This window comes from Hylemonella sp. GW821-FHT12C09, assembly GCF_058807395.1.
This window is the reverse complement of sequence record NZ_JBXAQQ010000003.1, coordinates 141,701-162,309: the sequence shown is the minus strand read 5'-3', so window position 1 is coordinate 162,309 and position 20,609 is coordinate 141,701. Positions and strand designations below refer to the sequence as shown.

At 66.2% G+C, this 20,609-nt stretch carries 19 protein-coding genes, 1 other RNA gene and 1 pseudogene; 7 read left to right on the top strand and 14 right to left on the bottom strand.

What is annotated here, in order from left to right; all coding sequences use genetic code 11:
- Positions 1-145: 145 nt before the first annotated feature.
- The gene (locus AC1RRP_RS06625; RefSeq protein ID WP_493034421.1) at positions 146-1,129 is read right to left on the bottom strand and encodes a Bug family tripartite tricarboxylate transporter substrate binding protein; all 984 of its coding nucleotides are present in this window, start codon (positions 1,127-1,129) and stop codon (positions 146-148) included.
- 73 nt (positions 1,130-1,202) lie between these two features.
- Between AC1RRP_RS06625 and AC1RRP_RS06620 the strand changes: the two are divergent.
- From AC1RRP_RS06620 to AC1RRP_RS06605, 4 genes and pseudogenes are all read left to right on the top strand, one after another.
- A pseudogene (locus AC1RRP_RS06620) lies at positions 1,203-2,084 on the top strand (MBL fold metallo-hydrolase); the annotation flags it as partial.
- Positions 2,081-2,797 carry an RNA pseudouridine synthase gene (locus tag AC1RRP_RS06615; protein WP_493034419.1) on the top strand — a complete coding sequence of 239 codons (717 nt, stop codon included), beginning with the start codon at positions 2,081-2,083 and terminating at the stop codon, positions 2,795-2,797. The pseudogene AC1RRP_RS06620 and the gene AC1RRP_RS06615, both read left to right, overlap by 4 nt.
- Positions 2,798-2,862: 65 nt before the next feature.
- A complete protein-coding gene (locus AC1RRP_RS06610; protein WP_493034417.1) occupies positions 2,863-4,077 on the top strand; it encodes a YjgN family protein in 1,215 nt (404 codons plus the stop codon).
- Positions 4,078-4,085: 8 nt separating this feature from the next.
- Complete coding sequence (locus AC1RRP_RS06605; RefSeq protein ID WP_493034415.1) at positions 4,086-5,222, top strand: M48 family metallopeptidase; 1,137 nt, start codon at positions 4,086-4,088, stop codon at positions 5,220-5,222.
- A gap of 163 nt (positions 5,223-5,385) precedes the next feature.
- Here AC1RRP_RS06605 and nhaR read toward each other — a convergent pair whose 3' ends face one another.
- A complete protein-coding gene (gene nhaR, locus AC1RRP_RS06600; protein WP_493034413.1) occupies positions 5,386-6,282 on the bottom strand; it encodes a transcriptional activator NhaR in 897 nt (298 codons plus the stop codon).
- Positions 6,283-6,415: 133 nt separating this feature from the next.
- Between nhaR and AC1RRP_RS06595 the strand changes: the two genes are divergently transcribed.
- Entirely contained in the window at positions 6,416-6,949 is a 534-nt protein-coding gene (locus AC1RRP_RS06595; protein ID WP_493034412.1) for an Rrf2 family transcriptional regulator, read from the top strand.
- Positions 6,950-7,002: 53 nt separating this feature from the next.
- Here AC1RRP_RS06595 and rnpB read toward each other — a convergent pair.
- Positions 7,003-7,332: RNase P RNA component class A (rnpB, locus tag AC1RRP_RS06590), an RNA gene on the bottom strand.
- Between the two features lie 90 nt (positions 7,333-7,422).
- On the opposite strand from rnpB, the gene AC1RRP_RS06585 reads away from it, so the two are divergent.
- Both AC1RRP_RS06585 and AC1RRP_RS06580 read left to right on the top strand, forming a co-directional pair.
- Positions 7,423-9,240 (top strand): NAD(P)/FAD-dependent oxidoreductase, encoded by a 1,818-nt coding sequence (locus AC1RRP_RS06585; RefSeq protein WP_493034410.1) that lies wholly within the window; start codon positions 7,423-7,425, stop codon positions 9,238-9,240.
- Positions 9,237-9,374: a hypothetical protein gene (locus AC1RRP_RS06580; protein WP_493034408.1), complete on the top strand. Its 138-nt coding sequence runs from the start codon at positions 9,237-9,239 to the stop codon at positions 9,372-9,374. The genes AC1RRP_RS06585 and AC1RRP_RS06580 overlap by 4 nt, the downstream gene beginning before the upstream one ends.
- 4 nt (positions 9,375-9,378) lie before the next feature.
- Here the strand turns inward: AC1RRP_RS06580 and AC1RRP_RS06575 are convergent, their stop codons facing one another.
- From AC1RRP_RS06575 to AC1RRP_RS06525, 11 genes are all read right to left on the bottom strand, one after another.
- Positions 9,379-9,672, bottom strand: coding sequence for a hypothetical protein (locus AC1RRP_RS06575; protein ID WP_493034406.1), 294 nt, complete (start codon positions 9,670-9,672; stop codon positions 9,379-9,381).
- Positions 9,669-12,401 (bottom strand): bifunctional diguanylate cyclase/phosphodiesterase, encoded by a 2,733-nt coding sequence (locus AC1RRP_RS06570; RefSeq protein ID WP_493034404.1) that lies wholly within the window; start codon positions 12,399-12,401, stop codon positions 9,669-9,671. Before AC1RRP_RS06570 ends, AC1RRP_RS06575 begins: the two co-directional genes overlap by 4 nt.
- A gap of 146 nt (positions 12,402-12,547) precedes the next feature.
- The gene (gene htpX, locus AC1RRP_RS06565) at positions 12,548-13,423 is read right to left on the bottom strand and encodes a protease HtpX (RefSeq protein ID WP_493034402.1); all 876 of its coding nucleotides are present in this window, start codon (positions 13,421-13,423) and stop codon (positions 12,548-12,550) included.
- A gap of 117 nt (positions 13,424-13,540) precedes the next feature.
- Complete coding sequence (locus AC1RRP_RS06560) at positions 13,541-14,278, bottom strand: DUF3025 domain-containing protein (protein WP_493034400.1); 738 nt, start codon at positions 14,276-14,278, stop codon at positions 13,541-13,543.
- Positions 14,278-15,054, bottom strand: coding sequence for an NYN domain-containing protein (locus AC1RRP_RS06555; RefSeq protein WP_493034397.1), 777 nt, complete (start codon positions 15,052-15,054; stop codon positions 14,278-14,280). The genes AC1RRP_RS06560 and AC1RRP_RS06555 overlap by 1 nt, the downstream gene beginning before the upstream one ends.
- Positions 15,051-16,082: a dihydroorotase gene (pyrC, locus tag AC1RRP_RS06550; RefSeq protein WP_493034395.1), complete on the bottom strand. Its 1,032-nt coding sequence runs from the start codon at positions 16,080-16,082 to the stop codon at positions 15,051-15,053. Before pyrC ends, AC1RRP_RS06555 begins: the two co-directional genes overlap by 4 nt.
- A 125-nt stretch (positions 16,083-16,207) precedes the next feature.
- A complete protein-coding gene (locus AC1RRP_RS06545) occupies positions 16,208-16,945 on the bottom strand; it encodes an amino acid ABC transporter ATP-binding protein (RefSeq protein ID WP_493034393.1) in 738 nt (245 codons plus the stop codon).
- Between the two features lie 96 nt (positions 16,946-17,041).
- Complete coding sequence (locus AC1RRP_RS06540) at positions 17,042-17,710, bottom strand: amino acid ABC transporter permease (protein ID WP_493034391.1); 669 nt, start codon at positions 17,708-17,710, stop codon at positions 17,042-17,044.
- Positions 17,711-17,800: 90 nt separating this feature from the next.
- Positions 17,801-18,523, bottom strand: coding sequence for an amino acid ABC transporter permease (locus AC1RRP_RS06535; RefSeq protein ID WP_493034389.1), 723 nt, complete (start codon positions 18,521-18,523; stop codon positions 17,801-17,803).
- A 114-nt stretch (positions 18,524-18,637) separates the two neighbouring features.
- Positions 18,638-19,537: an amino acid ABC transporter substrate-binding protein gene (locus AC1RRP_RS06530; RefSeq protein WP_493034387.1), complete on the bottom strand. Its 900-nt coding sequence runs from the start codon at positions 19,535-19,537 to the stop codon at positions 18,638-18,640.
- A gap of 95 nt (positions 19,538-19,632) precedes the next feature.
- Positions 19,633-20,589 (bottom strand): LysR substrate-binding domain-containing protein, encoded by a 957-nt coding sequence (locus tag AC1RRP_RS06525; protein WP_493034385.1) that lies wholly within the window; start codon positions 20,587-20,589, stop codon positions 19,633-19,635.
- Positions 20,590-20,609: the final 20 nt, after the last annotated feature.

Below are 20,609 nucleotides of genomic sequence, written 5' to 3'. Positions count from 1 at the left end.
TAGCCCGGCAAAGCCGGTTCCACGGCGTTTCACGTACGCTTCCCCGCGACACAAAGACGGTTTCGCCGCCGGGCCGCCCCAAGGCGAAACGCGGCCCCCTCGGGGGGCAGGGAGCTACACCCAGTGAGCGACCGTGGGGGCCAGATCAATCCGGCTTGATGTTGTTGTCCTTCACCACCTTGGCCCAGATGTCCATCTGACGCTCGATGAAGGCCTGGCCGGACTGGGGCGTACCGCCGAGCACATCAATACCCTGACTCTCCAGCCGCTTGGCGACCTCCGGGTTCTTCATGACCTTGTTGATGGCCTCATTCATGCGCTGCACGATGGCCGGCGGTGTCTTGGCCGGGGCCAGCACGGCCCACCAGGCCGGTGCGTCAAAACCGGCAAAGCCGCTCTCGGCTATCGTCGGCACCTCGGGCAGATCGGGCGAGCGCTTGCTTGTCGTCACCGCGAGCGGGCGCATGCGCTTGCTGTCGATGTGCGGCTTGGTCACGAAGACCGATCCGATGGACAGCGGAACGTGGCCGGCAACGGCGTCGTTCATCAGCGGACCACCGCCCTTGTAAGGGATGTGGTTGAAGCTCATGCCGCCGTTCTTGCCCAGCAGGGCCATGGCCAGGTGGCCCAGACTGCCCGAACCGATCGAGCCGTAGCTCGCACCCTTGCCCCCCTTGCCAGCGGCCACCACATCGGCAAAGCTCTTGAACTCGGAGCCGGCATGCGTGGCCAGCACCATGGGCGAGGTGCCGATCACGATGACGGTGCCCAGGTCCTTTTTGGAGTCAAAGGGCAGATTGGGAATCAGGCTGGGGTTGACGCCATGGGTGTCGAAGACCACAGCGAAGGTGTAGCCGTCGGCCGGTGCGGCGGCCACAGCGGCGGCGCCGATGGAACCGGAGGCACCCCCCTTGTTCTCGACAATGATGTTCTGCCCCAACTCCTGCTGGAGGTAAGGCGCCAGCAGGCGCGAGACCTGGTCCACCGACCCCCCGGGCGGAAACACCGCCACCAGCTTGATCGGCTGTTTGCCCGGCCAGGCCTGTGCAAGCGCGCCCTGGCCCAACCCCAGGCAGGCGGCGCCGGCCAATGCCAGCATCAGGCGCAGGCAAGTTCTTTTTTGCATCATGGTGTCTCCTCGTTGTGTCGTGCAGAATCGATCCATGGTAAGTCCAAACCCGTCCGCCTCCACCCCGCATGAACCCCAATCCGGCCTGCTGGCGGCGCCCCCCTGGCAGCACGAACAGGCCGCGGCCCTGCTGCCGCATGTGCTGCGCCTGACCGCCCCCAACCCGGGGCTGATGACCGGCCCCGGCACCAACAGCTACCTCGTGGGCGAGACCGCCACCGGCTGGCTGGTCATTGACCCGGGACCGGATGAGCCGGCACACATCGAGCGCCTGTGGCAGGCCGCTGGCGGCGACATCCAACTCATCGTCTGCACCCATTCGCATGCCGACCATGCGCCCGCCGCGCGCCCCCTGCAGGCGCTGTGCGCGCAACGCGGCGGCACCACCCCGCCGGTGCTGGGCCTGCCTTCGGCGCCCACCGCCAACCCCGCCAGCCACTTCGTGCCCGACCGCGCGCTGGCCGATGGCGAACAAATCGTGCTGCAGGGCCCCGACAGCCGACCGCGCCACACCCTGCAGGTCATGCACACACCGGGCCACGCGGCCAACCACCTCTGCCTGCTGCTGGCGCAGGACGGTCTGCTGTTCTCGGGCGACCACATCCTCAACGGCAGCACCACGGTGATCAATCCGCCCGACGGCAATATGACGGCCTACCTCGATGCGCTGGACGCGCTGGACGCCGCCTGCTCGGCACTGGGCCTGGGCTACATCCTGCCAGCCCACGGCCATGTGATGGACGAGGCACGCACCGTCATCGCAAAACTGAAGGCCCACCGGCTGGCCCGCGAAGCCAAGGTGCGGGTGGCCATGCAAGCCCGGCCGCAGGGCAGCCTGGATGACTGGGTTGCATTCGCCTATGACGATGTCCCGCAGGGCATCTGGCCGCTGGCCAGGCGCTCGCTGCTGGCCCATGTCGAGCGGCTGCAATCTCAAGCGGACGGTACCCCATGAGCGAACCCGTCCGTCTCTCCAAGCGGCTGGCGGCACTGCTGCCCTGCTCGCGCAGCGAGGCCGAACAGTACATCGAAGGCGGCTGGGTCCGGGTCGATGGCCAGGTGGTGGAAGAGCCGCATTTCCGGGTGCTGCACGAGAAGATCGAGCTCGACCCGGAGGCCCGGCTGACCGAACTGGTGCCCGTCACGCTGCTGCTGCACAAACCCGCCGGCCATACGTCGCCGCAGGCTTTGCTGAATGCGGCCAGCCACTGGCCCGACGACCCCAGCGGCATCCGCGTGCTCAAGCGCCACTTCAGCCAGCTCACGCCCGCCGTCCCGCTGGAGCCCGCGGCCAGCGGCCTGCTGGTGTACAGCCAGGACTGGCGCGTGACACGCAAACTGGGCGAAGACGAGCGCCTGATCGAAGTGGAAGCGACGGTCGAAGTCCAGGGTGAGGTCTCGCCCGCCCAGCTGGCGCTCATGATGCGGGACACCGACACACGCGGGCAGCCCTTGCCGACCGTCAAGGCCAGCCTCAACAGCAGCGGTGACGGCCGCAGCAAATTGCGTTTTGCCATCAAGGGCGTGCACCCCGGCCTGATCGCCTACGTGTGTGAACGCGCCGGCCTGCAGATCCTGTCCATGAAACGCATCCGCATCGGGCGCGTACCCATGACCCAGTTGCCGCCCGGGCAATGGCGTTACCTGCAGGCCCACGAGCGCTTCTAGCGTCCTGGGGAATCCGGAGGACGGCGCTGCTAAACTGCCTGCGCAAGGTCACAACAGGGGGAGAGATGGACAGCACGACACAGCGCCACGGCATCGCCGCGTACCGGCTGCGGTTTTCTGGCAGCGGCGGTGAATATTTCCGGGTCTGGATCGTCAACCTGCTGCTGTCCATCGTCACGCTGGGCCTGTACACCCCCTGGGCGCGCCGGCGTACTGCGCGGTATTTCTACGACCACACCATGATCGCCGGCAGCCCGCTGGAGTTCACCGCGCCCTTGCGCAAGATGGTGGTCAGCTTCATCCTCTTCGCCCTGCTCTACGTGGCCTACAAGATCGCGGCCGAAACCGGGCAGGACACCGTGGTCTCCATCTTCATCATCGCCGCCGCCCTGCTGGCGCCCTACATCTGGGGCAGTGCCATGCGTTTCCGCCTGGCCAGCACCCGCTGGCGCGGCCTGCAGCTGCAGTTCGCCGCGCGCTGGAAAGACGTCTACGTGGCCAGCTGGCCGATCTTCCTGATGGCCGCGATCTGGGTCGGCATCACCTACGGGCTCGACGTCCTGTCGGCCGATACGGCGCCACCCGCGCGGACGCCTGGCGGCAGGCCCGGTCCGGCCTGGCCCCGGGTGAACGCGCCCATGTGGGGGCTGATCGCCATCGGCCTGGTGCTCAGCGTGCTGTGCATCATCCGCGTGGAGTTCAACTACAAGAGCCTGCTGGTGCTGCGCGCGGGCATCGGCAAGCAGCGCGGGCGCTGGAAACCGGTCTACAGCGACTTCGTGCGGATCTGGGGGGCGACCATCGTCGTGTTCCTGGCCGGCGTGGCGCTGATCCTGGCGCTGGCCGCCGGCGCGGCCTACACCGTCCAGTCCATGTTCAGCACCGTGCGTGGCCCGGCCATGTTCGTGCTGATCTTTCTCATCGCGATCGCCGCCATCGTGGGCCTGGTGCTCGCCTCGGCGCCAGCCCGCGCCTACCGCGAGGCGCGCATGTTCAAGCTGATCTGGAGCAATGTGGGCCTGAGCCAGATCGCCCGCTTCAAGTGCGACCTGCAGCACTGGGCCTTTGTACGCCTGCGCATCAAGAACATCCTGCTCACGCTGCTGACCTTGGGCTTCTACCGCCCGTTCGCCCGCGTCAGCGAATACCGCATGAAAGCCGACGCGGTCACCTTGCACGTCAAGGGCGGGCTGGACCAGCTGGTCGGCGAACTGGTGCGCCAGCAGGACGCGCTGGGTGATGCGCTGGCCGACATGGCCGGCCTGGACATCGTGGGTTAAGGCCTGGCATGGCTGAGGCGTCGAAACCTGCTGCCACGCCCCTGCGGGCCAAATGGTTCAACGGCCGCCACAGCCGGGCGCGTGACGTACTGATCGTGCTGGAGCCCGGCCCGCGGGGCCCGGCCCTGCATCTGCACGTGGTGGACCTCGCGCATGCCGCCTCGCGCCGCTTCGAATACCACGAAGTCGAGTGGCCGCCCCAATGGAGCGCCGGCCGCGCACCGGAACGCATCACCGTGGCGCTGCGCGACCACGGCAGCGTGGAGATCGACCAGCCCCAGGCCTGGCAGCAGGCCCTGGCCGCCGCCGGCGCCCGCCCCGGCCTGGCCCAGCGCATGCAGATCCGCTGGCCCGTGCTGCTGGGCGTGCTGCTCGTGGCCGTGGCCGGCCTCCTGGCCTTCTACCGCTGGGGCACGCCCTGGGCGGCGGCCCAGCTCAGCCGCCATGTGCCGCTGGCGTGGGAGCTCAACCTCAGCCAGCAGGCCATGGCCCAGGTCGACCAGGCCTGGCTCAAACCGAGCCAGCTGCCCCCCGAGCGCCAGCAGGAGCTGCGCACCCAGTTCACGGCGCTGCTGGCGCGCCTGGAGCCCTCACTCAAGCGCTACCCGACCTACGCGGCGCGCTACGAACTGCATTTCCGCCGCGGCATGGGCCCCAACGCCTTCGCCTTGCCCGGCGGCACCTTGGTGATGACCGACGAACTGGTCGAGGCCGCCGCCAAGCAGGGCCCGAGCGACGACGCGCTGCTGGGCGTGCTGGCGCACGAGATCGGCCACGTCGAGCACCGCCACGGCACCCGGCTGATCGTCGAGCAGGGCGTGCTCAACGTCGGCCTGGGTCTGGCCCTGGGCGACGTTTCCAGCCTGGTGTCCATGACCAGCACGGTGCTCACCGGCCTGGCCTACCGGCGCCAGCACGAGAGCGAGTCCGATTGTTTTGCCCTCGCGCTGATGGCCAGCGCGCAGCGGCCCACAGCCCCCATGGCCGATCTGCTGCTGGGCATGTCCCAGGCCCGCGAAGGCCGGCCGCCGGCCGCGCAGGGTGAGCCCGCGCAGCAGCGCAGCACCCTGGGCGATTGGCTCAGCACCCACCCGGCCACGCCGCAGCGCGCCGAAATGCTCAAGGCCGGCGCACTGTGCCGCTGAAGTTCCGTCACGCCAACACGCAGAACTTGCCAAGCATTCGTAGCGAGCAGCCCGAGCGCAAGGCGGACGGAGCGCAGCCACCGGAACGTACTTGACGTACGTGAGGATGGCGAGCACCGCCCAACGCGGCGATCGGGTTGCGCCGTAGATTGATTGGCAAGTTTCAGGCGTGGAACAGGCGGCCGCGCGCTGCCTGCGTGATCGCCGCCACTGCCGGGTGCTTGATGCGCCGCTCGACCGAGACCGCGTAGAACTCCTCCACCAGCTCCTCGCTGTGGCCGATCACCTCCACGCCATAGTGCGCCACCGTCTCGGCCTCCAGCACGGCAGGCGACATGAAGACGCCCCGGCCCTCGCGGCCGAAGGCCGTCATCAGCGCGCCGTCGTCGAACTCGCCCACGAAACGCGGCTGGATCTGCTGGCGCGCCAGCCAGCCGTCGAGCTGCTGGCGCACCGAGGACGCCGCCCCCTGGATCAGCATGGGCGCGCCGTGCAGGCATTGCGGGAACGCCCCCTGCAGACGGCTGCGCAGCGCCGGTGCGCAGAAGAAGCTCATGGGCGAGGTGCCCAGGGCGTGGTTGTAAGCCTTCACGCTGATGCGCCGCGTCAACGGCTCGTCGGCGATGACCAGGTCGAGCCGGTGCAGGGCCAGTTGCGCCAGCAGGTCAGGGAACTTGCCCTCCACGCCGATCAGGCGCACCGGCACCTCCAGGTCCATGGCGGGTTCCAGCAGGCGATAGGCGACCGACTTGGCCACCGAATCCGCCACCCCCACGCGAAAATCCAGCAGGCGCGGCCCGCCCAGCGGCTGGCGCAGCGCGGCCTCCAGCTCGGCCCCGAGCGTGAAGATCTCGTCGGCATACCCCAGGGCCACGCGACCGTCATCGGTCAGCTCGAGCTGGCGGCCACTCTTGCGAAACAGCTTGCGCCCCAGCCTTTCTTCGAGCAGTTTGATCTGCCCGGACAGGGTCTGGGGCGTTGTGTGTAACTGCTCACCCGCCTTCAGAATACCGCCGGATCTTGCCGCCACCCAGAAATAGTGCAAATGCTTGAAGTTCATGGGAACTCTTTCACTTCGATTTTCTCGAACTGATTCGTTTGAAAATACGAATTTACCGGAATATCAATTGTCCTTACAGTTCTTTGTGCGGGCGCTATCCGTCCGCACAACCTGTCTGCAGAAAGGAAACGCCATGCGTTTAAGCGCCAAAAGCCGGTTTGCCGTCGCTGCCATGATCGATCTCGCCCTGCGTGAGAACTCGGGGCCCGTGCCCCTGAACTCCATCGGGGTACGGCTGCAGATCTCGCTGTCCTATCTGGAACAACTCTTCAGCAAGCTGCGCCAGCAGGGTCTGGTGGAGAGCACGCGCGGACCGGGTGGGGGTTACGCCCTGGGCCGCAATCCGCAGCAGATCAGCGTGGCCGACATCATCCGTGCCGTGGAAGGCCCGCGGGCGCTTCAGTCCGAGGAAAGCTCGGAGACCGGTGAAGCCGGCTGGCAGCTGACGCAGGACCTGTGGAGCGGCCTGAACAGCCGCATGATGGAGCATCTGCAGTCCATCAAGCTGCAACAGCTCTGCGAGGAGCAACGCGCCAAGGGCGTGCCGCTGGAGACGCGGCCCGCCAGCCGGCGCGGCATCTTCACCCAGCGCAAAGCCGAGGCTGTCAAGACCACGGCGCCGAACTCGGTGTTCGCGCTGGCCGCCGCCCTGGCCGGCAAGCGCTAGGACAGCCTTGCCCCAGGAAAATGGGCGCCGCGATGCGGCGCCCATGGTTAGAAGTGTGAAGTCGGCCGATAAGCCGGATTCTGTGCGCCCGCGGTTGCCCGCGGTGTGACCGCCATTAATCTGGGCCGGGGGTCGCCCCACCGGCTCGGTGCTACCTACCCGCACACTCGGGGGGCCCCGTCAGCGTGTGCCTATTTGGTATTGCTGCGCGTAGAGATTGCCCGTTTCACCCGCAGCAGGTTGCCCCGCTGCGACTCGTCTCTGTTGCTCTGATCCTCACCTCACGGTGGAGAGGTATTACCTCCTACGCTGCCCTGTGCAGTCCGGACGTTCCTCCAGCGCGCCCTTTCGGGACTAGCGCCAGCGGCGGTCTGGCTGACTTCACGGCTCGGATTATCCCAGCAAGCGGCGCCGTCCGCCGCCGCGTATCATGGCGACCTCTTCTGCTTGATCGATACAAGCCCAGGGAAACCATGATCCGACTGACCGAACTCAAGCTGCCGCTGGAGCACGCGCCCGAGGCGCTGCCCGCCCTCATCGCCAAGACGCTGGGCATCGCGCCCGGCGACATCACCCGCCACACCGTCTACAAGCGCAGCTACGACGCGCGCAAGGCCGAGCTGCAGCAGGTCTACATCGTCGATGTGGAAGTACCCTCCGCGCTTGAGACGACGCTGCTGGCCACCTTCGCCCAGAACGCGCACATCCTTCCCAGCCCGGACCTCGTCTACCACCCCGTCGCGCAGGCGCCCGCCCAATTGCAGGAGCGGCCCGTGGTGGTGGGCTTCGGCCCCTGCGGCATCTTCGCGGCGCTGATCCTGGCGCAGATGGGCTTTCGGCCCATCGTGATCGAGCGCGGAACGACGGTGCGCCAGCGTACCCAGGACACCTGGGGCCTGTGGCGCAAGCAGGTCCTCAAACCGGAGTCGAACGTGCAGTTCGGCGAAGGCGGTGCCGGCACCTTTTCCGACGGCAAGCTCTACAGCCAGATCAAGGACCCGCGCCACCTGGGCCGCAAGGTCATGCACGAGTTCGTGTCCGCCGGTGCGCCCGCGGAGATCCTGGTCGAGGCGCATCCGCACATCGGCACCTTCAAGCTGGTCAAGGTGGTGGAAAGCATCCGCGAGCAGATCATCGCCTTGGGTGGCGAGATCCGCTTCCAGCAGCGCGTGACCGACGTGCTGCTGGAGGAAACGCCCGAGTCCCCGCCGGGCCGTTCCCAAGGCGACGAGAGCCCCCCCGGGGGGCCGCGGTCACACGCAGTGGACAAGCGAGGGGACCACAGGCAGAAGCAGATCCGCGGCCTGCGGGTACTGGACCAGGCCACGGGGCAAAGCCATGAGCTGCCGGGGCGCCATGTGGTGATGGCCCTGGGCCACAGTTCACGCGACACCTTCGCCATGCTCTGGGACCGCGGCGTGAACATGTTGGCCAAGCCTTTCTCGGTGGGCTTTCGCATCGAGCACCCGCAAGGGCTGATCGACCGGGCCCGTTGGGGCAAATACGCCGGCCACCCCCTGCTGGGCGCGGCCGACTACAAGCTGGTGCACCACGCGAAAAACGGCCGTGCCGTCTACAGCTTCTGCATGTGCCCCGGCGGCACGGTCGTGGCCGCCACCTCCGAGCCGGGCCGGGTGGTGACCAACGGCATGAGCCAGTATTCGCGCAACGAGCGCAACGCCAATGCGGGCATCGTGGTCGGGATCGAACCGGTCGACTACCCCCAGGGCATCGATGACCTGGCCGACTGGCAGGCCGCCTTCGGTACCGAGGACGGTCTGCACTACGCCCGGCAGGCCGCCACCATGGCCCGGCAGCAGCCCCCGCAATACCACCCGCTGGCCGGCATCGTGCTGCAGCGCAAGCTGGAGGCTCAGGCCTACGTGCTGGGCGGCAGCAACTACGAAGCGCCAGGCCAGCTGGTGGGCGACTTCATCGCCGGCAAGCCGTCCAGCGACTTCGGCAGCGTGCTGCCTTCCTACAAGCCCGGGGTGCATCTGGGAGACCTGCATGGCGCCCTGCCTGGCTACGCCATCGAGGCCATCCGCGAAGCCCTGCCGGCCTTCGGCCGCAAGATCAAGGGTTTCGACATGACGGACGCGGTGCTGACGGGCGTGGAGACGCGCACCTCCTCGCCGCTGCGCATCCCGCGTGGCGATGATCTGCAAAGCCTGAACGTGCGCGGCCTCTACCCGGCCGGTGAAGGCGCGGGTTATGCCGGCGGCATCCTGTCGGCCGGCGTGGACGGCATCAAGGTGGCCGAGGCGCTGGCCCTCGACATGCTGTCATGACGCCGGCGCCAGACGAGACGACAACACCCTGGACGCGGCAGGACCAGCTCACGCTCTGGTTCTACCGTGCCGGCGGCTATCTGCTGCTCAACCTGCTCGACGAGCCCGCCTGGCTGGCCCTGCTGTTCTGCTGAACCCTCAGCTTTTCGGCGGCTTCGGGGGCGGTGGCGGGGGAAGCGGCTTGGGCTTGGGCTTGCGCACGCGGGGCGGCGGCGGCGTGTCGGTGCCCGGTGGCACCGGCAGCGCGTCGGGCCCGCAGGCGGCGCGCACTGTCGCCCCGTAGCTTGTCAGCGCGTACTGCGAGGGCTCCATCGCGTTGCGCTTCTTGAACTCGTTGTAATCGGCCCAGGCCTCGTCACAGGTCTGCGCCGTGGCGGCGGTGGCCACGCCCAGCATGACGAGCATGGCCAGCTTCCTGGTGATCGTTTTCATGGCATCCCCACTTTCTCGTTGCTTGATGATGCGCCGGCCCTTTGCGTCATGAAATCGAAGAAGGCCTGGGCCGCCATGGGCCGCGCGAAATGGTAACCCTGCGCCTCATCGCAGGAAAACTCGTGCAACAGGGCCAGCGTGGCCGCATCTTCCACGCCTTCGGCAATGGTACGCAGGTTCAGGCTGACCGCCATCTGGACGATGGCACGCACGATCGCGGCATCGTCCGGGTCGCTGGCCAGGTCGCGGATGAAACTCTGGTCGATCTTGAGCTTGTCGACATCGAAGCGCTTGAGGTAGGAGAGGCTCGAATAGCCGGTCCCGAAGTCGTCGACCGACAACTTCACGCCCAGCTGCTTGAGCTGGCGCACGCTGCCCAGCACGGTCTCGGTGTCGCCGATCAGGACGGACTCGGTCAACTCCAGTTCGAGCAGGTGCGGGTCGAAGCCGGTGGTTTGCAGGGCCTGGGCAATGGTCTGCTGCACCTCGCCGCGGCGGAATTGCACGGCCGAAAGGTTGACGGCCATGATCAGCGGCGGCAGGCCGGCAGCGCGCCAGGCCATGGCCTGGCGGCAGGCTTCCTGGATCACCCAGTCACCGATGGGCACGATCAGGCCGCTGTCCTCGGCCACCGGAATGAAACGTGCCGGCGGAATCAGGCCATCCTCGGGATGGCGCCAGCGCAGCAGGGCTTCTACCCCGACCACCCGACCGCTGGCCAGCTCGAACTGCGGCTGGAAGTGCAGCTCGAATTCGCCCTGCGCCAGGGCACGCCGCAGCCCGCTCTTGAGGTGCAGGTGCTCGACGGCTTCGACATTCATCTGCTCATCGAAGAAACGGTAATGGTTGCGCCCGGCATCCTTGGCGCGGTACATCGCGGTATCGGCCTTCTTGAGCAGGGTCTCGAAATCACGTCCATCATCGGGATAGAGCGCCACCCCGACCGACGCCGAGGTGGTGAGCTCATGACCGTCCACGGCGAAAGGCGACTGCAGGCGCTCGCGGATCTTGAGCAGCAGCGGCGGGATGGCCTCGGTCCCGGCGAGGTCGGACAGCACGATGAGGAATTCATCCCCGCCCTGGCGACTGATGGTGTCGGTCTCGCGCACGCATTCGCCCAGGCGATGGGCAATCTCCCGCAGCAGCGCGTCCCCGACGGCGTGGCCAAGCGAATCGTTGATGGTCTTGAAGTTGTCCAGATCGAGAAACACCAGGGCCACCTTGCTGTGCGAGCGCTCGGCATGCGCGATGGCCTGCCCGAAACGATCCTGCAGGAGCAGCCGGTTGGGCAGGCCGGTCAGCACATCGCGGTAGGCCAGGAACTCGACCTGCTGCTCGGCCGCCTTGCGCGCGGTGATGTCGGCCGCAATCGCGAGATACCCCGTCACCGTGCCGCTGGCGTCACGCAGCGGCGCCAGCGTGGTGCTGAGATCGAACAGGGTGCCGTCCTGTTTCTGGCGTTGCACCTCGAGATCGATGATGCTCTCGCCCCGCAGGACCCGGTCGCGCAGTTCGGCCGTCTCGCGCGCCTTGTCATGCGGCACGGTCAGCAGGGGTTTGCCCAGGATCTGTTCGGCGCGCCAGCCGAAGAGCTTTTCAGCCGCCGGGTTCCAGGCCGTGACGATGCCGCGGCGGTCACGCGTGTAGATGGCAAAAGGCGAGGAGCGGATGATGGTCTGGTTCAGCTGCTTCTCGGCATCAAGCGTGCGGTAAGCCTGTTCGAGCGCGCGCACGGCGGCCGCCTGGTTGCGCCAGGCACGCTGGATCAGGTAGCACACCATCAGGCTGGTCACGATGAACAGCAAGATGACGGTCAGGGCCTTGTACTTCTCTTCCTGCCAGCCGGCGAGGTAATCGTCCGAGGCCATGCCCAGCACCAGATAGAACTGGGTATCGGCGATGCGGCGGAATGCCGAGATGCGCTCGATGTTGTCGATGATGGAGCGCGCCTTGTAGATGCCCTCGCTGCGGCCGCTGCTGACCAGCTCGCGCAGCTGGGGAGAGCCGAAAGGCATGCCCACCACATCGCTGATACCCGCCGGGGCGGGATGCCGCACGACCAGTCGGAATTCCCGATCGAACAGCGTGAAAGAACCTTTTGTGCCGACCTGCAGCGGGATGAACTGTTCGATGAAATGGCTCAAGGGCACCGAGCCCTGGACCACGCCGGCGAAGCTGCCGTCGCGGTGTCGCAGCGCACGCGAGAAATTGATGACCCAGCGGCCGGTGATGCGCCCCTGGACGGGGCTGCTGATGACCAGCCCGGCGTCGGGTCGCTCACGCATGAAAATGAAATAGTCGCGGTCTGCAATGTTCACCCGGGTTTGCGGGGTGACCCTGGTCCCATGTGTCAGCTGACCCTGGGCATCCACCACCCGCAGACCATCGAGTTCAGGCAACTGTTTCAACTTCTCTTCGAGCAGCGCATTGAGTCCACTGGACGCCGCGACACGGCCATGCAGCGGACCCCGCGGCTCCATGGTTTCGGCCAGGTTCTGCAAGGCCAGGTCGATCACCCGCACGGACGCCGCGATATCGTGCTCCATGAGGCGCGACAGGTTGTCGACCGTCACGGCTGCGATCTGCTCGAACTGCTGGCGGCTTTGCTGCAGCGCCCAGAGTGCGAAGCCGATCAGCACCAGGTTGAGCACCAGCACGGCCAGCCACAGCCGCACCATGAAACCGCGTGCGCCGGGTACCGTGCGTGTGGGCGTCTGCTGAGGCTTCATGGATGACATCGAATGCGCGCCCTGTCTGCCCCAAGCGCCGTTCTGTTCATGAGCCCATTGTGGGCATCTCCCTGCCGCGACGCAAGCCCGATGAAAAAACCCGTGGAGGCCTGCGCCCCCACGGGTTTATCCGGATACAGGAAGGATCAGCCCTGTGCGTTCTGCAGCGCGGCGATGCGCTCTTCGATCGGCGGGTGCGTCGAGAACAGCTGGCCGATGCCGCCCGCGATGCCCATGGCGGCCATGCTCTTGGGCAGCTCGGCCGTGTGCAGCCCGCCCAGGCGGGCCAGCGCGTTGATCATGGGCTGACGACGGCCCATCAGCTGGGCTGCGCCGGCGTCGGCGCGGAATTCGCGCTGACGCGAGAACCAGGCCACGATGATGGCGGCCAGGACGCCGAGCAGAATGTCCATCACGATGGTGGTGACGAAGTAGCCGATGCCGGGGCCCGAGCTCTCCTCGTCGTTGCGGCGCAGGAAGCTGTCCACCGCATAACCGACCACGCGGCTGATGAACACGACGAAGGTGTTCATGACACCCTGGATCAGCGTCATGGTGACCATGTCGCCGTTGGCGATGTGGGCCACTTCGTGGCCGATCACGGCCTCCACTTCTTCACGCGTCATGTTGCGCAGCAGGCCGGTGGACACGGCGACCAGGGCCGAGTTCTTGAAGGCACCGGTGGCGAAGGCATTGGGGTCGCCTTCGAAGATGCCGACCTCGGGCATGCCGATGCCGGCCTGGTCGGCGAACTTGCGCACGGTGTTGACGATCCAGGCTTCGTCGGGCGTCTGGGGTTGCTCGATGACCTGCACGCCGGCGCTCCACTTGGCCACGGGCTTGCTGATCAGCAGCGAGATGATGGCGCCACCAAAGCCCATGATGAGCGCGAAACCCAGCAGCGCGCCCAGGTTCAGGCCGTTGGCCGTCAGGAACTTGTTGACACCCAGCAGGCTGGCCACGATGCCCAGCACCACCACCACGGCAAGGTTGGTCAGGACGAACAGAATGATGCGTTTCATGGTTTCCTTCTCAGACAGCCCGACACCCGCGGACCGATGGCGCAAATGGTAAGGGTGAATGTGGCGAATTCAAGCGCAGGCGCGCCATTTCCACACCATTTGTGGCGATTTGAGCGCTCACGTCCCTCGCGGCGGGCGAAAGACTTGCGTATCGGCATAAAAGACCGGCGCCTCGTTCGACAACCACCAGCCGGGCACACCCAGCACCGGCAAGGGCAGGAAGGGCTTGCCGGCCAGCCTGGGCGCCTGCAGATCCTGCGCGAGCCAGGCATCGAGCGCGTCGGGCGCCAGGTCCAGCGGCACACGGTAGACGTGGGCCGTGATGGCCTTGCGCGGCTGCACCAGCTTTTCCAGCAGGGCGTGGCCGAAGAGCGTCAGCCGTGCCTGCGCCCACAAGGGGCGCAGCGTGATGAAGAGCTGCGACCAATCGCGCGCGGTCAGCGCGTCCCAGAGCGCATCGGGGGCCTGCAGCAGGGCCGCGTTTTCGTCGAACACGGTGATGGCGTCCCGCACCGGGCCGCGCACGGGCAACACGCCATCGGCCGCGATCTGCGCCGCCTGCAGCTGGTTGAGCCGGCGCTTGGCGCCGGGAAAACGCAACCAGACCAGGCCATTGAAGAAATCGTGCAGGCCATCGCGCGTGGGCACACGCTGCTGCTCGAAGATGAACTGTTCATAGGCCTGGTCTGCCGGCAGCTCGGCCTGGGGCACGAAACGCACCGGGACACCGGCACCATCGAGAACTTCGGCGCAAGGGCGCCCGGCCTGGACCTGCTGCGCCAGTGCTTCGCCGACCGCACGGTACGGCGCCAGCCAGGGCGCCGCCCAGTCGATGCCAGCCAGCTCGCCAGCCATCAGGCGCGCGCGGGTTTGCCCTGGCGCTTGTCCCGGACCGAGACCTGGGAGGTCCCCTCATGGGCCATCTCGAACAGCTGCGTGGCCGCCAGCAATTTGGTCAGGGTCGCGTAGCCATAGTTGCGCGAATCAAAGGAGGCCTGGTTGCCGATCTGCTGACCCACCGCCCCGACCCGCGCCCAGCCGCTTTCGTCGGCCGCCGCCTGAACGGCATGGCGCAAGAGCGTCACCAGCTTGGCATCCTGCTTGAGCTGGGCCGTCGTCACACGCAAGGGTGCCGCCGGCACCGCTTCGCCGGACTCGCCCGCCTCGCCCAGCTCCTCGACCCCGAGCTTTTCCAGGAACAGGAAACGTGAGCAGGCGTTGACAAAAGGCTCCGGTGTCTTGGCGGCGCCAAAGCCGTAGACTGCCGCGCCCTTGGCGCGCAGGTGCATGACCAGGGGCGTGAAGTCGGCGTCCGAGGAGACGATGCCAAAGGCATCGGGCCGGTCGGTGTAGAGCAACTCCAGCGCGTCGATCACCATCGCCATGTCGCTGGCGTTCTTGCCCTTGGAATAGTCGAACTGCTGCATGGGGCGGATGGCGTGCTCATGCAGTTTCTCTTCCCAGCCCTTGAGCTCGGACTTCTTCCAGTTGCCGTAGGCGCGGCGCACATTGGTGACGCCGAAGGTGGACAGCTCGGTCAGGATCAGGCCGATCTTGGCCGCCGGCGCATTGTCCGCGTCGATCAGCAGCGCGATATGCGCTTCCGGTCGCAGCGCCTCGCGCGCGCTCACACCAGCCTCCACGGCAGCGCCTCGCCCGAACGCAGGGGCTTGAGTTCGGCTTCGCCAAAGGGGAAGCTCTCGGGCGGCGTCCAGCTTTCGCGCTTCAAGGTGATGGAGCCGGTGTTGCGCGGCAGGCCGTAGAAGTCGGCGCCGAAGAAACTGGCAAACCCCTCCAGCCGGTCCAGCGCACCGGCGGCATCGAAGGCCTCGGCGTACATCTCGATGGCGGCGTGCGCGGTGTAACAACCGGCACAACCGGTGGCGTGCTCCTTCAGGTGCACCGGGTGCGGTGCGCTGTCGGTGCCCAGAAAAAACTTCGGGCTGCCGCTGGTGGCCGCGACAACCAGGGCCTGCCGATGCACTTCCCGCTTCAGCACGGGCAGGCAGTAATAGTGCGGGCGGATGCCGCCGGTGAAGATGGCGTTGCGGTTGTAGAGCAGGTGGTGCGCGGTGATGGTGGCGCCGGTGTACTTGTCGCTTTCCATCACGTACTGCGCGGCCTCTTTCGTCGTGATGTGCTCGAACACGATCTTGAGTTCGGGGAAATCGCGGCGCAAGGGTTTCAACTGCTGCTCGATGAACACGGCCTCGCGGTCGAACAGGTCGATCTCGGGACTGGTCACCTCGCCGTGCACCAGCAGCAACAGGCCTTCACGCTGCATGGCCTCCAGCGTCCTGTAGGTCTTGCGGATGTCGGTCACGCCGGCATCGCTGTTGGTGGTGGCACCGGCCGGGTAGAGCTTGCAGGCCACCACGCCACTGGCCTGCGCGCGCGCTATCTCCTCGGGCGGCAGCTTGTCGGTCAGGTAGAGCGTCATCAGCGGCTCGAAGTCCAGCCCGGCGGGCACCGCAGCGCGGATGCGTGCGCGGTAGTGCGCCGCCTCGGCGGCCGTGGTCACCGGCGGCTTGAGGTTGGGCATGATGATGGCCCGGCCGAACTGGCGCGCCGTGTGCGGCACGACGGCCGCCAGGGCGGCGCCGTCGCGCACATGCAGGTGCCAGTCGTCCGGACGGGTGAGGATGATTTCTTGCGTCATCCCGCTATTGTCCCAAAACGCCAGCCAGGGTCCTAGGCCAGGGCTGCCGCAGAACCGGCTTCGCCGGGCTGCTGGCGGCGTCCCCCTGGTGGGGGGAAGCGGCGCAGCCGTTCAGGGGGGTACTTTTAATGCGCCAGGATCTTGTTGAGGAAGTCCTTGGTACGCGGCTGGCGGTTCTCTGGATGGGCGAAAAACTCGTCCTTGCTGCAGTCTTCCAGGATGCGGCCACCGACGTCGATGAAGATCACGCGGTTGGCCACCTTGCGGGCGAAGCCCATCTCGTGCGTGACGACCATCATGGTCATGCCTTCCTTGGCCAGGGTCACCATCACGTCCAGCACCTCGCCCACCATCTCGGGGTCGAGCGCCGAAGTCGGCTCGTCGAAAAGCATCACGATGGGGTCCATGCTGAGCGCGCGGGCAATCGCCACGCGCTGCTGCTGACCGCCCGAGAGCTGACCGGGGAACTTGTCCTTGTGCGCCATCAGGCCCACGCGCTCCAGCATCTTCAGGCCGCGCACCTTGGCTTCATCGATGCTGCGACCCAGCACCTTGACCTGTGCGATGGTCAGGTTCTCGGTCACCGAGAGATGGGGGAAGAGCTCGAAGTGCTGGAACACCATGCCCACGCGGCTGCGCAGCTTGGGCAGATCGGTCTTGGGATCGTGCAGGGGCACGCCGTCCACCAGGATCTCTCCCTGCTGGATCGGCTCCAGGCCGTTCACCGTCTTGATCAGCGTGGACTTGCCCGAGCCCGAGGGGCCGCAAACCACCACCACATCACCCTTGTTGATGCTGACCGAGCAGTTGTTGAGCACCTGCACCGGGCCATACCACTTCGAAACGTTCTTGATTTCAATCATGTCATGCCTCCTGCCGAGCCGCCTCAAGGGAGGCATGCGCCCCCTCGGGGGGCAGCGAACGAATGTGAGCTTGGGGGTTCATAGTTTCTCCGATGCTTAACGGACGATGGCGATCCTGGCCTGCAGGCGCTTGACGCTCCACGACAGTGCAAAACAGATCACGAAATACACCACGGCAGCCAGCAGATAGGCCTCTTCCGGTCGACCGTAGATCTTGCCGGCATTGGTGAAGCCCTTGAGCAGATCGTAGGCGCCGATGGCGTAGACCAGCGAGGTGTCCTGGAACAGGATGATGGTCTGCGTCAGCAGGATCGGCAGCATGTTGCGGAAGGCTTGCGGCAACACCACCAGGCGCATGTTCTGACCGTAGCTCATGCCCAGGGCCTGGCCGGCATGGACCTGGCCGCGCGGGATGGACTGGATGCCCGCGCGCATGATCTCGCTGAAATAGGCCGCCTCGAAAGCGATGAAGGTGACGATGGCCGACAGCTCGGCACCGATGGGCTTGCCGATCAGGAAGGGGATCAGCAGGAAGAACCACAGGATCACCATCACCAGCGGGATGGAACGCATGCCGTTGACGTAGATCGTGGCCGGCAGCATCAGCACCTTGCGGCCCGACAGGCGCATGAGCGCCAGGAGGGTGCCGAAGACGATGCCGCCCAGCGTGGCGATGACGGTCAGCTTGACGCTGAACCACAAGCCGCCCAGCACGAACTTGCTGATGATGTCCCAGCTCAGGAAGGTAAGGTCAAGACCTAACATGTCAGACCTCCTGCCGGGCCGCCCCAAAGGAGCGTCTGGGCCCCCTCGGGGGGCAGCGAATACACGAAGTGATGAGCGTGGGGGTTCATATCAGTGCCCCCCGCCAGTACCGCCCGCAACGATGAAGCCGGGGATCTGCACCCGCTTCTCGATGGTCGCGAAGACGCGGTTGACCGCGAAGGCCGAGAGCATGTACAGCGCCGTCACCGCCAGGTAGACCTCGACGCCGCGCGAGGTTTCCTCCTGCGCCTGCATGGCGAACATGGTGAGCTCGGCGATCGACACGGCAAAGGCCACGGCCGAGTTCTTCAGCAGGTTCATGGACTCGCTGGTCAGCGGCGGCAGGATGATGCGAAAGGCCATGGGCAGGATCACGTAGCGGTAGGCCTGCACCGTGGTGAAGCCCATGGCGAGGGCCGCGTAACGCTGCCCTCGCGGCAGGGACTGGATGCCGGCGCGCACCTGCTCGGCGATGCGCGCGGAGGTGAAGAAGCCCAGGGCAAACACCACCAGCACAAAGCCCGGCACCTGCTGGAACAGCGGGAACATCTTGGGCACCACGAAGTACCAGAGGAAGACCTGCACCAGCAGAGGAATGTTGCGGAACAGCTCGACCCAGACCGTCGCCAGGCGCACCAGCCAGGGGCTGTCCTGCAGCGTGCGCAGGGTGCCCATGAGGGCCCCCATCACCACCGCCACCACCCAGGAACTGCCGGCCACGGCCAGCGTCCAGCCCCAGGCGTCGATCATCCATTCCAGATAGGTGCGGCCGCTGCCGTCGTCGTTGAGGAATACCTGCCAGTCCCAGCTCATGTGCCTTGTCTCCGTATGGAATGACGCGTCTTGTGTCGCGCTTTACGCACAAGCAAAAACCCCGCCCGGATGATGACCGGGGCGGGGTTTGTCATGCGTTTCGCTCTGCGCCCTTTATTTCCTGGCGTAGTCTTCCATGGGCTTGTCGTTCGGGGCAGCCCAGGCGCCCTTGGTGCTGTCGCTGACGGCCAGGCTGACCTTGTTGTTCTTGGGGGGAATGGGCTGCATGAACCACTTGTCGTAGATCTTGGCCATCTCGCCGGACTGCATCATGCCCTTGAGCGTGTCGTCGGCCAGCTTCTTGAAGGCCGGGTCGTCCTTGCGCAGCATGATGGCAATGGGCTCGACCGAGAGCACCTCACCGACGATCTTGAAATCGGCCGGGTTCTTGGCATTGGCGATGTTGCCGGCCAGGATGGAGCCGTCCATGACAAAGGCGTCGGCGCGGCCGGACTCAAGCAGCAGGAAGCTGTCGGCATGGTCCTTGCCGTAGATTTCCTTGAAGTCGATGCCCTGGGCACGCTCGTTCTTGCGCAGCGTCTGCACCGAGGTGGTGCCGGTGGTGGTGGCGACATTGCGCCCATTGAGCTGAGCGATCGAGGTCAGGCCGGAATTGGCCTTGACGGCCATGCGCACTTCCTCCACGAAGGTGGTCACGGCAAAGGCGACGTCCTTCTGGCGGGTGGCATTGTTGGTGGTGGAGCCGCATTCGATGTCGACGGTGCCATTCTGGGTCAGCGGAATGCGGTTCTGGGAGGTCACCGACTGGTACTTTACTTCCAGCTTCTTGCCGACGGCCTTCTCGACATCGGCCACGATGCGCTGGCACAGCTCCACATGGAAGCCGGCGTACTTGCCGTCTCCCAGGGTGTAGGAGAGGGCGCCCGAGGAGTCGCGCACCCCCATGGTGATGCTGCCCGAAGCCTTGACCTTGGACAGGGTGTCGTTGCCCTGAGCCTGAGCGCTCGCAACGAGGGTGGTGGCGATGGCGAGTGCCAGCAGATGCTTCTTCATGCGTAACTCCTAAGAAAGAGAAAAGTCAGACCGTGAGTATCCAGCAAATCCCGTGCCGGGATATGCCCCATGGCTTGATTAAAGAACGGCTGCCGTCATTTTGGCAACACAGGTCTACCCTCATGCCCCCTCCCGCCATCGGCCAGAAAGCGCCAAAGCGCCTCGGCCGTGCGCTTGGGCAACTGCTTGCCTTGGGGTTTTTCCCGATATAAACGCATGTCCATGGTGATCTGCAGACCCGACAGTGCCGCTGGCGCGGCGCTGACCAGACGGCCGGCCCGCAGGTCGTTGCGCACCGCGCTGTGCGGCAGGAAGGCCAGGCCATGACCTTCGAGCGCCATGGCCTTGAGGCCTTCGGCCATATCGGTCTCGTAGACGCGGTCCAGATGGATGGCCGTGCCTGCCTGCTTGAGCATGAAATCCACCACCTGGCCCAGGTAGGCTCCCGGCGCATACCCCAGATAGGGCAAGGGCAACTCGGCGCGCCCGGGCAGCGGAAACAGCGGCTGGCCCTGAGCATCGGGCCGTGCATAAGGTGCGATGGTCTCCTGCCCCAGGCTGACCAGTTCGTAGCGCTCCGCATCAAGCGGGAAGGGGTGCGAAGGATGGTGGTAGGCCAGCAGGAGGTCGCAGCTGCCTTCGGTCAGGCGGATCACCGCATCGTGCACGTTGAGGGCGATGAGCCGGCTCTTGAAGGGGCCGAAGTTTTCGCGCAGGCTGGAGACCCAGGCGGGAAAGAAGGTGAAGGCCAGGGTGTGCGGTACGGCGAACTCGATCACGTCCTCGCCGGCGGCCGTGTGGCTGCGCAGCATGGCGCGGGTGTGCTGCAGGGACTGCAACATCTCCAGCGCCTGGCCGTAGAGGGTTTCACCCGCGGGCGTGAGGCGCGTGGGGTAGGCACTGCGGTCTACCAGATCGGTGCCGGCCCAGGCTTCCAGCGACTGGATGCGCCGGGAAAAAGCCGGCTGCGTCACATGACGCAGCTGGGCCGAGCGGCTGAAGCTGCGCGTCTCGGCCAGGCTGACGAAGTCTTCAAGCCACTTGGTTTCCATGGCGCGGATTATGCGGTGCC